This window comes from Shewanella indica (assembly GCF_002836975.1).
GTDB classification, from domain to species: Bacteria; Pseudomonadota; Gammaproteobacteria; order Enterobacterales; family Shewanellaceae; genus Shewanella; species Shewanella indica.
This window is the reverse complement of the sequence record NZ_NIJK01000029.1, coordinates 172,372-185,605: the sequence shown is the minus strand read 5'-3', so window position 1 is coordinate 185,605 and position 13,234 is coordinate 172,372. Positions and strand designations below refer to the sequence as shown.

Below are 13,234 nucleotides of genomic sequence, written 5' to 3'. Positions count from 1 at the left end.
GGTGCCAGTATTAGTTTAAGCCATGTCACAGTGGTGAAACCTGCCCGTAATCAGTTAGAAACAGGAGTGCCATATACCCCAACCCAGGCCTGCGCTGGCCCATGACAACAAAGCTGTGACTAGCTCATTGACGCAAATGGAGGCGCCATGGAACAAGACGACAGAAAGTTGTTTGTACTTGATACCAATGTGTTATTACATGAACCCTTAGCGATATACTCCTTTAAAGAACATGATGTTGTGGTCCCAATGACGGTACTGGAGGAATTGGACCAGATAAAAGACAGAAAGCGGGATGTCAGCCGCGATGCCAGGGTCGCCATTCGGGCGCTGGAAGATATTCTCGGCGGCAAGACCACTCCGGAACAGATAATCAAAGGGGTTCCCCTTCCAAGCCGCGAAGGGCATACAGATGCCACAGGTACTCTGGCTATCTTCCCCGACCATCAGATTGAATTCACCATAGGCTCGCTGCCCGGCGACAACAACGACAACCGCATTATCAACACAGCCCTGCATCTACAAAATCAATACGAGCCCCGTACCGTGGTGCTGGTCACCAAAGACATTAATATGCGTCTCAAGGCCAAGGGCGCCGGGATACTCCTGGTAGAGGACTACCGCACCGATCAACTGATCGATGACATACGTTTTCTGTCCAAGGGTTTTCATCAATTTGAAGGTAACTTCTGGGAGCATTTGCACAAGGTGGCCACCGAGCGTCATGGTCGTCATACTGTGCATGATGTGCCGCTCAAGGACCTGGGTGACGATCTCTTTTATATCAACCAATATCTACTGGACGATGAGTCCGAGTTTTGTGGCCGGGTGGTCGGCCGCAGTGAAACCAGTCTCAATGTGCTGGATCTCGGTCGCGATCGCCTGATGAATATGGAGGCCTGGGGCGTGAGGCCGAAGAACATCTATCAGGGCATGGCGCTGCAGGCCTTGATGGATCCTGATATCGATCTGGTTATTCTCACTGGCCCCGCAGGGTGCGGTAAGACCTTGCTGGCGATGGCGGCGGCACTGGAGCTGGTGGTGGAGCGTAATCTCTACGACAAGGTGATAGTCACCCGTAATACCCCGGAAATTGCCGAGTCGATAGGCTTCCTGCCGGGCACGGAAGAGGAGAAAATGGCGCCCTGGCTGGCGGCAATTACCGATACTCTGGAGGTGTTACACAAGCATGATGTTAACCCCAGCGGTTCACTTAACTACATAATGGAAAAGGCCAATATCCAATTTAAATCGATCAACTTCATGCGTGGGCGATCGATTCAGAACTCAGTGGTATTGCTGGATGAGTGTCAAAACCTGACCGCCTCACAGCTGAAAACCATGATCACCCGTATGGGAGAAGGTACCAAGCTTATCTGCTGTGGCAACCTGGCGCAGATAGACTCCAACTATCTAACCGCCGTTACCTCGGGTTTAACCTATATGGTTGAACGCTTTAAAAATTTTGAAGGCAGTGCCAACATTTATCTCAACGGTGTTGTGCGCTCACGGTTGGCGGAATTTGCCGAAGAGCAGCTCTGATAAACCCGGCTACTGAAAAAGGCCCCATATCGGGGCCTTTGCTTTGTGCGGGGTACTGCATATGCAGCCAAATTAAGTATATGATATCTTTCTTCCCCACCGCTTGGGGATGGGCCGTGATGCAAGGGTAATGGATGAAATTGAGTGAGCCGGATCTGCAGCTGAAATCTCCGATCCAGAAAAATTACAACCGTGCAGTGTTTTACACCTATATGGGGGTGATTGTACTGGCGTTGCTCACGGCTTGGGTGTTTTTTGAGCGCCAGAAGACCCAACAGATGGAGCTCAGGGAAGAACAGGTCGACCGCCATGTGATGCAGATTGACCTGTTGCTGGAATCCAGTATCCGTGCGGTCAAGAGCCTGCGTAATGTGGCAGTGGACCACTTGCGCCTGGCCGAACAGGTACGCAAGGACAGGCTGCCCCAGTACGAAAAATTTAACGAAAGTGGTCAGTTTTTTACCCTGGAGCCCAATTACGCCAGGAGTGGCGAACCCTTCACCAACATGGGGCGGATAACCGGCTCGGGTAGTCTCGATGGCCGTAGCGACAAGTTCTATCAGGAACTGGAGATGCTGTTTGAGCTGTCGTTGTCGTTCCCGGTCGCCAAGGAGGCCGCGCCCAAGGCTTCGGCCATCTATTATCTGTCCAAGCGGCGGATGATGTCTTACTACCCCTGGCCTTCGGATGAGCAGCGTTTTCGCGATGAACTGCTGAACAAGAAACAGTTTCAACTGGCGACACCGGCGATGAACCCCCAGCGCAGTGTGTTCTGGAGTGAGGCCTATGTGGACTCGGCCGGCAATGGTCTGTTGACTACCCTTGGGGTGCCCATCTATCTCGAAGATGAGTTTATCGGTTCTATCAATCTGGATATGACACTGGCATCGCTCGCCAAACAGATACGTCTCTATTTCAAGATGCCGGGCACTGTGATTTTGCTGGATCAGGGCAATAATATTCTCTCCCACAGCGATTTTGATACCTCCAGCATCAACCGGGTCTACCACATCAGTCAGCGGATCCCATCCGAGCTGCATTCTCTGCCTGAGTCTGAACTGTTCGATGCCCATGAAGGGATGATCCGCAATGGCTATTACATCCACTCGGTGGCGCTGCACAACGCCCCCTGGCGCCTGCTTTATCTGCAGGATGTCGATGATCTGTTTCTGGACTCGTTTGAGAAGCTGCAGCTGAGCTTTATTTTGGTGGTACTGGCGCTGTCCGTACTGGTGACCATAGTGCACTGGCAGACTCGCCGCTCTTTCGTCAGTCCGGCCTCGCGCCTACTGTCACACCTGGAAGACTGTTCCCGTGAGCCGATCCGGCCGCCGGCGAAGATTACCCAGGGCTGGGAGCCCTGGTTCCAGTTGGTCAGCCGCATTTTTGAAGAAAACCAGCAATATACCCGTCACCTGGCAGAGCAGAACAAGCGTCTGGATAAACTGGTGGCCCGGCGCACCGAACGGCTGAAGGAAACCACAGAAAAGCGGGAGCGGGAATACGCCCTGCTGCGCTCTTTGCTGGACTCCATTCCTGAAGCCATTGTCTTCAAAGATAAAGAAGGTAAGTACCTCGGCTGCAACAAGTCGGCCGAGCGGGTACTTGGCTATACCGAGGCCGAGATGATCGGCCTGAATTCAGACACTTTGACCACCCCGGAGCAGGCCGCCAGAATTCGCGCCGAGGATGAACAGGTACTCAAGGACAGGGCGCCACTGCGCTATCAGGAAAAGGTTGAACTGGCGGGCAAGCCCGTGCTGCTCGATACCCTCAAGCTGCCGTTTTATAACCGCCGCGGTGAGATGCTGGGCTTGATTGCAGTTTGGCGTGATGTGACCCGCGAATATGAAGCAGCCGAGCAGTTGCGATTGTCGGAAGAACGTTATCACCTGGCGATGGACGCGGTGGAAGATGGCCTGTGGGACTGGTATCTGGATTCGGAGCAGATCATCTGCAATCCTGCCTACTACACCATGCTGGGCTACAAGACCAATGAGTTTCCGGCGTTGCTGTCGACCATAGACGAGCTGATCCATCCGGACGACAGGATCCGGGTTGAAGAGTATCGCGAGCAGTATCTGGCCGATCCCATAGGCGCCTATGAGATAGAGTTCCGAATGCGCGGCAAGAGTGGTCAGTATCACTGGGTGCTGTCCCGTGGTCGGGTGGTGGAATTTACCACCAACAATGAGCCCAGGCGTATGCTGGGTACCCACAAGGACATTACCCGCAGCAAGAGCAACGAAGTGGCCTTGCTGGAGGCCAAGAAAGATGCCGAACTGGCCAATCTTTACAAGAGTGAATTCCTGGCCAATATGAGTCATGAGATCCGCACGCCGATGAATGCCATCATAGGTATGCTGCAACTGGCGCAGCGCACCAACCTGACGGCGCAGCAGAAAGATTATCTGGAGAAGGCCGGTTTCTCGGCCCAATCATTGCTGCGGATCATCAATGACATTCTCGACTTCTCAAAGATTGAAGCCGGAAAGCTGGAGCTGGAGCGGGTCTCCTTCCCGTTGGATAAGGTGTTGGAGCACGCCCTGGATATCAACTCGCTCAAGGCGCAGGAGAAAGGAGTCGAGCTGTTGCTGTATGCCCCTGTGACCGCCGGGCTTATGCTCAAGGGCGATCCTTTGCGTCTTGGTCAGGTGCTGGTGAATCTGCTGTCCAATGCGGTTAAGTTTACCTCCGAAGGGGAGATTGAACTCGGTTGTGAAGATGTCGGCGAACGCGATCATCGCATCACCCTCAAATTCTGGGTTCGGGACACTGGCATAGGGATCAGCAAGGAGCAGCAGGAGATACTGTTTGATGCCTTTGCCCAGGCAGATGGCTCCACCACCCGTAAATATGGCGGCACAGGCCTTGGCTTGTCCATCAGTAAGCATCTGGTGTCCATGATGGGCGGCAAGATGCAGGTGCAGAGTGAGCCGGGTGTCGGCAGTGTATTCAGCTTTACCATTAGCTTTGAGATCGCCGAAGAGGCCAAGATTGAACCTCTGGTGATGCCGGAACAGCTCAACAGCCTGCGGGCGCTGGTGGTGGACGATAACCCCACGGCGCTACAGATATATTCGACCCTGATGCGCGACTTCCACTTCGAGGTGGACACGGCTGCCAGCGGTGCCGAAGCCCTTTATAAGCTGGAAAAACAGGAAACCGACCTACTGCTAATCGACTGGATGATGCCGGAAATGGATGGCCGCGAGGTGATCCGTACCCTGGATGAAATGGTGGCCGATGGCAGAATAAGCAAGCGCCCCGTGGTGATTATGATGACGGCCTATGCCGCCGGTCCATTGGCCCAGGAAGTGGAAGATGCCAATGTGTTTGCGCTGTTGCAAAAACCCTTCAAGGCCTCGACTCTGTTTGATGAGATAATCTCAGCCTTTGCCGAGAAACCTCACCCGGCGACTGTGGCTGAAATTACTGACAATCAGAGTGGTGGTCACAAAGGCTTGGTGCTGCTGGTGGAAGATAATCTGATTAACCAGCAGGTAGCCTCCGAACTGCTGCGCAGCGCCGGCTATGAGGTAGATTTGGCCGACAATGGCCAGATTGCCCTTGAGATGGTGGAGCAGCGTCAATATGACGCGGTATTGATGGATATTCAGATGCCTGTGATGGATGGTCTGACGGCGACCCGGGAATTGCGCAAAAAATACGACAGGGAGACGCTGCCGATTATCGCCATGACGGCCCATGCCATGTCTGGCGATCGTGAGAAGAGTCTGGCGGCGGGAATGAACGCTCATATCACCAAGCCCATTATGCTCAATGAACTCTTTGATACCTTGAGTGAATGGGTGGGCAGGACTTGAGATAAACCGGCCGATCCCTTAACTTGAATGGCAACTTACAGATAACAATCAGGAGATGGGATGAAACCTCAAAGTTGGACCTTGTTGTTGGCGCTGATCGCGGTACCCGGATTGGCGCAGGCGGCACAGGAGAGGGAGGCCGCCGACGTCATCAGCGAAAGCACTCAGGCCGAAGGTTTTATCAATCTCTTTTATGATGCCAAGGCCGGGCAGCTGTATCTGGAACCGAGCAGACTCAACCAGCCTATGTTGCTGCTCTCCAGCTTGCCCCACGGCGTTGGCTCTAACGACATAGGGCTCGACCGGGGGCAACTGGGATATACCCGCATGGTGCAATTTGAACGCCAGGGGCCCTATATTCTGCTCAAACAGCTCAACACCCGTTTTCGCGCCGATACCGATGACCAAGCCGAGCAAAGAGCCGTGCATGAAGCTTTTGCCGAATCTGTGCTCTGGCGCGGCAAACTCCTGCCGGGAAAACGTCTGCTGGTGCCGGTCAATGACTTGATGTTGCAGGACCTGCACGGCATCAGCCAACAGTTGGCGGCCAGGGGCCAAGGGCATTATCGTCTGGACACCAGCCGCTCAGTGGTGTTGCCAACCTCGGTCAAGTCGTTCGAGCGTAATTCGGATGTGGATGTGCAGCTGACCTTTGCCAGTGATAAGGCCGGCGCCAGAGTCGCCGAGGTGACTCCGGATGGTCAGGCACTGTCTCTGAGACTACGCTACTCCTTTATCGCCTTGCCCGAGCCGGGTTATCAGGCGCGCCGTTATCATCCCATGAGTGGTTATCTGTCTGATGAGTACAAGGATTATGCCACCGCCATAGATCAGGATATCAACCAGCGCTTCTTGCTGCGCCACCGGCTGCAGAAGGTCAATCCCGGCCCCGAGCCAAGCGAAGTGGTTGAACCCATTACCTATTATCTGGATCCCGGTGTACCAGAGCCGATTCGTGGTGCCTTGCTCGAAGGCGGTCGCTGGTGGGAGCAGGCTTTTAATGAGGCGGGGTTTATAAATGGTTTCAAGTTGGAGCTATTGCCGGAAGGTGCCGACCCTCAGGATGTGCGCTACAACGTGATCCAGTGGGTACACAGGGCCAGTCGTGGCTGGTCCTACGGCGCGGCGGTGACAGATCCCCGCAGCGGTGAAATCATCAAGGGCCAGGTCACTCTGGGGAGTCTGCGGGTGCGCCAGGATCACCTGATTGCCCGTGGTCTCACTGCCGGGTGGGAAGACAGACAAGCGGCCGATGCAGCCGCCATGGCCTTATCTCTGGCGCGTATTCGCCAGTTATCGGCTCATGAAATCGGTCACACCCTGGGGCTGGATCATAACTTTGCCGCCTCCACCAATAACAACGCCTCTGTGATGGATTACCCCCATCCCTATGTACGCCTCGACGGCAAACGGGTGGACATCAGCCAGCCTTACGCCGAAGGCTTGGGCGCCTGGGATAAGTTTGCCATCAAGTACGGTTATGGTGACTTTGGTGATGAGCCCCAAACCCAGACCGCGCTCAAATCGCTGCTCAAAGAGGTGCAGCAACAGGGGCTGAGATACATAGGCGAGGGTGACTCGCGAGCGGCTTCAGCCGCCCATGCTTATGCCAGTCTTTGGGACAGAGGCGAGGATCCGGTCAAGGAGTTGGCCAGAATGCAGCTGGTCAGGCGCCAGGCGCTTGAGACATTCTCCGCCAAGGCGCTGTTGCCGGAGCAACCCTTGGGCGAACTCAGTGATGCCCTTGTGCCCATCTATCTGTTGAATCGTTATCAGATCAGCGCCGCAGCTAAGTTTGTTGGCGGTATTGATTACAATTACCTGGCAGATGCCAATAGCGGTAGTTGGCATTATATTGCGCCGGAATTGCAGAAGCGGGCATTGGAGACTGTGCTGGCGACTCTGGATCCCAGAGAACTGTATCTGCCAACTGAGCTTCTGGAGCAACTGGTGCCCAAGGCCGGTAACTATTACCGCAGCCGCGAGAGTTTTGCCTCATCTCTTGGGGTTGCCGTGGATCAGCTGAGCATGGCAGAAGTGCTCAGTCGCCATACAGTGTCGACGCTGTTGAACCCTGAGCGGCTCAACCGAGTGGATCAGGCCTTTACCAGGGACACAGAGCAGCTGTCGGTAGAGGATTTGCTGGATAGATTGCTGGCTAAGACACTGCTGAAATCTCTGCCTTCGGGAGATCAGACCAGTATTGCGATGCGGGTCAATGCTGTGGTTTTGGATGGCATGTTGCAGAGTTTCGAGAGTGACGCCAGTAGTCCGGAAGTTAAAGCCATATTGAGAATGAAGCTGGATTATCTGCTTAAGCAGTTGCCCAGAAAGGAAAAAAGAAGTTCAGGTTACAAGGCGGCCCACTATGGACAACTGCAAGCTGTGCTTGAGCAGGCACTGAAACAAGCCGGGGTTAGAGCGATCAATAAACCTGCGGAAATGCCACCGGGCTCGCCGATTTAGTACGTCGTAAGGTATTGATTATGTGACATAATTATTTTATTACCTTATATTGGCATCTTTCATGTTCCAGAGGTTCGGGCCCATTTTGCACCGAGCCTCTGTTTTTTTAGGGAATTGGTTATGCCAAAAATTCTGTTTCTCAGAGTCTGGCTTGGCAGCTTATTGCTGCTGCTCTGTTTCATTGCCAAGGCCGATGGGCTAAGCCTTAGCCCCCGCGTACACCAGGGCCAACTGGATAACGGTCTTAAATATCAATTGGTGGATAACAAGACTCCGGCGAATGCCATAGTGATGCGGATGCGGATCGCTTCCGGCTCACTGAATGAGGCGGAAAATGAGCAGGGGCTAATGCACCTGCTGGAGCATATGGCATTTAAAGGCTCCGTCGCTATCCCGGAAGGGGATATGATCCCAAGGTTGCAGCGTCTTGGTTTGAGTTTTGGGGCCGATACCAATGCCGTGACTGACTTTACCGAGACAGTCTATAAGTTCAACATCACTCAAGGGAATGAGCTAAAGCTGGATACCGGGCTGATGTTGATGCGGGAAATTGCCGACAGGCTCACTCTGGATCCCAAGGCGCTTGAACAGGAAAAAGCCGTGGTGCTGGCCGAGCTTAAAGAACGTCAGTCGGCTGAGCTTGAAAATTATCGTAACCAACTGCGTTTCTGGTATCCCTCCAACCTACTATCAAAGCGTTTCCCTATTGGCGAAGCAGATATCATCAAGGCGGCAGATGTCGCCAAGTTGCGATCTTTGTACCAACGTTTCTATACCCCGGAGCGGACAACGCTGATCCTGGTAGGCGACCTGGACATTGTCCGTACTGAAGCCCAAATCAAGCAGTTGTTCGCCGATTGGAAGCCGCACCCTCAGGCGGTTGCCCCGGCACAGGTGAAGCTTTCTCCGCCTGTAGTCAGAAAGCAGCCTCAGGCAGACACTTTCTTCGACCCCAGTTTGCCGACTCAAGTCTCTCTTGGGGTGCTGACGCCCAGAACACCAAAGCCTGACAGTATTGAAAAGCGTCAACAGCAGATGCTTGAGTCGCTGCTGGGGAGTATGCTTTATCAGAGGTTGCTGCCACACCTGTTTGCCGAGGAAGGTATGAGCCATGCTTCTGTTGAGTTAGGTGAAGAGTTTGGCACAGCGGTAAGGGTGGAATTGGCTCTGGAGACCCAGGAAGACAACTGGCCGCAAGCTGTGGCTCTGTTGGAGCAGACCATACGTCAGACCCTGCAATATGGCTTCAGCAACGAAGAGTTGCAGCAGGCGCTCAGGCGTCAGCATAGGCAATATCAACTCACTCTGGCCGGCAGTAACACCATTCACAGCCTGAATATGGCGGAGGCTTTGGTATCAATGGATGCCAAAGCCATGATACTGATAGAACCAGCAGATGAGCTGGCTATTTTTGAGGCCTTGGCGCCGCAAATTACCCCGGCGCTTATCCAACAGACACTGGCCGAACTCTGGCAGGGACAACCCGGTATCTATCTTTCCGCTGCCAAGGCGCCAACCGCGGTAGAAACACAACTCTTGGCGGCATATGAGCAGAGTCAGCTGCAGCCGGTTACTCCCTATAAGGCTAAACAAGCCAGCGAGTTTGCTTATCAAAGCTTTGGTGAACCCGGGAAGATAGTGGCCGATAAACGGGATCCCGATACCGGAATACGCCAGTTGCGTTTTGCCAATGGCACTCTGCTTAACCTCAAGCCTACCGAATTTGAACAGGACAATGTGGCTATCAGCTTGTCATTGGGATTCGGTGATTTGCCATTTCCGCGCCAAGAAGGTTTGGGTACCCTGTTCAATCAAGCCTTTGTTTACGGTGGGCTGGAGCAGCACTCCTGGCAACAGCTGGGGGATATCTTTGCCGGGCAGAACATCTCGGCAAATATTGGCGTCAGTATTGAAGGCTTTGGCGGCGTGACCAATACCAACGCCGCTGAACTCAAAACTCAGCTGGGGTTACAGGCTGCCTTTTTAACCGCCCCGGGCTGGCGCCAAGAAGCCATCAACCTCTTTCGGCAGCAAGTTAAGGCTGAAAGTCAGAGCCGCAACGCCAATCCTAATAGCGCTTTCTGGGATGGTCTGAGTGGACTCCTGCACCCCGGCGATCCCCGATATGGTTACGGCCGGGAAGAACAGGTATTACAGCGGGACTTTTCTGAAATAGCCAAGGTATTGGCATCGGCGCTGGATAAGGGAATGCTGGAAATCGCGCTGGTAGGTGATTTTGATGAGGCTCAGGGAATAAAAGCGGTTGCCGAGACATTCGGTGCCATCAAGCGGCACCCGACCAAGGAGTCGGTCTTCGAGCGGCCGGTATTCCCCAAGGTGCCGGCTCAGAGACAGATTTTCCATCGGGGCGCCGAGAACTCGGCGGCATTGGCCTGGCTGTGGCCGACCACCGACATGCAGGATGTTCGGCGTCACAGCGAACTGATGTTACTCGAACAGGTGATGGGCATTTTGTTGAATGAAGAAGTCAGGGAAAAAGCCGGCGCCGGATATTCGCCTTATACCTTCAGTGATGTCGATTGGCATCCAACAGGTTACGGTTATCTGGGGCTGTTTACTGTCACAGATGCAGCCAAGCTGAAGGAGGCCGAACAGGGCTTTGCTGCAGTCGTGGCCAGAGTCAAGGCTCAAGGCGGCATAGATAGCGATCTACTGGAGCGGGCGCGCCAGCCATTGTTGCAGTGGGCGGATAGTACTAAAGCAAGCAACGGTTTCTGGTTGGATCTGGCGGCAACGGCTCAGAGCCGACCGGGCCGTTGGCAGAGTTGGCATCAGCGCAGGCAAATGCTGGGGCAACTGGATAGTGAAGCCCTGGAAGCCGTGGCTCGAGAGTATCTTCAGAATGATCGCCGCTTGAGTGTGACCACAACTTACGGCGGCTAACCTCCGCTCTTGGGGTTTCTCGGATAGAAGCGCTCCGGCTTGCGCTGCAGGTGTTCGAACCTGCGGGTATTTTTATAGGGCAGCTTCATAAACCCCGAGACCCCTTGACCTTGGATCTTGTCCACATGACTGAGGATCCTATCCAGACAGGCGCGAAATTGCGCCTGTTTTCTCGGGTTGAGTAGTCTAAGGTAACTGTGGATCTTCATATGGGTTGGCAGGGCTTCGAAGATGATGCAGCCTGTGTGGTGTATCTGGTTGAGCCAGCCCAGCTCTGTCATGATTTCCGCAGGCAGCTCGAGGTTTTCATCCGGATCCCGGCCATCTTCAAAATAGGAGTGTAGCCGGGATTGATCCTCGAGGGTCGGTACATCGCCCACCTCAAAGGGCAGCAGCTGATCTGCCTTGGCCTTGAACGGCTCTGAAGGGCCGCTTCGCTCCAGGTGCAGGGTATCTTTGGCGTTGAAGAAACAGGCCTTGAAGATACCTATGCGATGAATTCCCCGGGCCAGAGTCACCATGTTGTTGACCGCTTGAATTAATGCCGGCCTGAGCTCTTCATCATAAAGGGCCAGGTTGGAGTCGATATAGACGCCTGTCTCCTGCCAATGAATCGCCAAACCGCCCACAATCGGATACTGACCCAGGCGGCCAACGGCGGCGATAAAGCCCTTCTCTGTGTCTCCCATGCCGGCGAGGAAGTTGCGGTAGTACTTCTCCAGCTGAATATCTTCGGCGCGAATAGCCTCGGCATCGGCGTCCGGATGATGGCTGCGCAGAAACGATTTCCGCGAACTGTAGCTGACTGTTTCCACGTCCCGGGCCCGTTTCTGTACCCAGACGGGGATCTCGGCATTCAGCTCTTGTGGCAACGGTGGCAGTAAAAGATGCTGGCTGTATCTCATGCTGCGCAGGAAGTAGTCGCCGGCCTTGAGACGGGTGAGTGGATCTGAGCCCAACATGCCTTCGAGGATCCTGGCCAGTTCTAGCGGCAGACCTATGCTGGTGGGCGGGATCACTTGGGAACCGAAGCGGCTGGCCTGGCCGGACGCCAGAGCATAGAGGGTGGCGGCAACCCCTTGTTCATCAAATCTGGGGCTGGAAAGCGCCCCCGAGAGTTGCTCATCGCCGATAAAATAAACATCGCCCATGCGGGCGTTGGTATGCTGTTGATCGCTCGACATTAGCTCCATCACATTGCCGCCGACCGGGCGGTTATCGGCATCGCGCTGGGCAAATACCGCCGAGCCCCAGTCAATCAAAGACAACTTGTCTTCTTCTGGGTCATAAACCAGGTTGGAAGGTTTGATATCCCCATGAACCAAGGGTCTGCCGCTGCGCAGATATTGCAGCAGATCTGCCAACTGCCTGGCAATGCTCATGATCTCCGCCACAGGTAAGGCTCCATGCCGACGACAGCGCTGATCCAGATCCTGGCCCTGAGCTCTGGCCATCACCAGGATCCCCTGGCGTCCAACTCTGTCGAACTTTATCAGTGGTGGCACATTGGGATGATTGACCTGAGACAGCATGAAGGCTTCTTCTTCCAGTCTGTCCTGTACCTGTTGGGGCAGGGTGATGCGGGAGAACTTGAACACATGTTCCTGGCCATGGCGGTTTCGTCCGGCGAACACAAAACCATAGGCGCCTTTGCCTATCAGTTGCGGGTCATCATAGCCCAACTTGATCAGTTGCTGGCGGCAGAGGCGGATCCAGGCTCTGTGCTTGCGAGCGTCATCGGCCTTGAGCAGATAGACAGATTGCTCTTCAGAAATATAAAAGTGCTGCAGCTCAGGTGTTTGCAAGCGATTTCTCCATTGGCAGAGGCAAGGATACAAAATAACAACAAGCAGAAGCTCATTAAAACAGCAAGGGATAACCGCGGCAAGTTGTGACTCTGGGATCCAGCTCAGAACAAGGCTTCCTAGCGTATCCTTTTGGACGGCACTTTGACCTATATCAATTTCATTGCGCCCTCCCCAGAGTAACCTGTTTGCAACAAGCCGCAGTGGCAGAAGAGATTTGGAGGCCTTATGTCAGTGCCAGATAAGCAGGAGCTGATCGCATTGTTCGAGTATGCCCGCCCCAGGGTGATACAGTCGATGGAATTGCGTCATTGTCCCCATGCGGGTTTCTATAATCCAGTGGATGAACGCTGTAATTTTTGTCATCAGGGCATGGAATGTATCTGGATGAACCAGAATGATGAGCTGGTGGATCTGGAGCAGAAATCACTCGAAGAGTTGAGGCAGCAGTTATTGATAGCGGTCGACTTTGTCGATTCCAGCCTGAGCCCGCATCATTTGTCACGGCGCAAATGTCAGTGTGATAACTGCAATTGGCTGCGCAAGGTGCAGGAGACCCTGGCCAGATTAGCCTGATACCACCCCACCCCCAAGTTTGACTTGCCACTCAGTGATGCCGGATTATTGGGCTAAGCGAACTTCCTGATGGAATGGTATTGGAATTGCGCGATACCATTCTTTATCTGGGAT

Annotated in this window: 6 protein-coding genes; 5 read left to right on the top strand and 1 reads right to left on the bottom strand. The window is 54.0% G+C overall.

The window, feature by feature from the left end:
• Window positions 1–147: 147 nt before the first annotated feature.
• From CX650_RS09795 to CX650_RS09780, 4 genes are all read left to right on the top strand, one after another.
• On the top strand, window positions 148–1,542 hold the full coding sequence (locus CX650_RS09795; protein ID WP_039033471.1) for a PhoH family protein: 1,395 nt from the start codon (window positions 148–150) through the stop codon (window positions 1,540–1,542).
• 134 nt (window positions 1,543–1,676) lie between these two features.
• Entirely contained in the window at window positions 1,677–5,369 is a 3,693-nt protein-coding gene (locus CX650_RS09790; protein ID WP_039034942.1) for a response regulator, read from the top strand.
• A gap of 60 nt (window positions 5,370–5,429) precedes the next feature.
• Window positions 5,430–7,835 carry a zinc-dependent metalloprotease gene (locus tag CX650_RS09785; RefSeq protein WP_101095694.1) on the top strand — a complete coding sequence of 802 codons (2,406 nt, stop codon included), beginning with the start codon at window positions 5,430–5,432 and terminating at the stop codon, window positions 7,833–7,835.
• A 120-nt stretch (window positions 7,836–7,955) separates the two neighbouring features.
• Entirely contained in the window at window positions 7,956–10,739 is a 2,784-nt protein-coding gene (locus CX650_RS09780; RefSeq protein WP_101095693.1) for a M16 family metallopeptidase, read from the top strand.
• Here the strand turns inward: CX650_RS09780 and CX650_RS09775 are convergent.
• Window positions 10,736–12,544: a protein kinase domain-containing protein gene (locus CX650_RS09775; protein ID WP_101095692.1), complete on the bottom strand. Its 1,809-nt coding sequence runs from the start codon at window positions 12,542–12,544 to the stop codon at window positions 10,736–10,738. The two genes, CX650_RS09780 and CX650_RS09775, sit on opposite strands and share 4 nt — an antisense overlap.
• Before the next feature lie 228 nt (window positions 12,545–12,772).
• On the opposite strand from CX650_RS09775, the gene CX650_RS09770 reads away from it, so the two are divergent.
• Window positions 12,773–13,120 (top strand): hypothetical protein, encoded by a 348-nt coding sequence (locus tag CX650_RS09770; protein WP_039034946.1) that lies wholly within the window; start codon window positions 12,773–12,775, stop codon window positions 13,118–13,120.
• Window positions 13,121–13,234 lie beyond the last annotated feature (114 nt).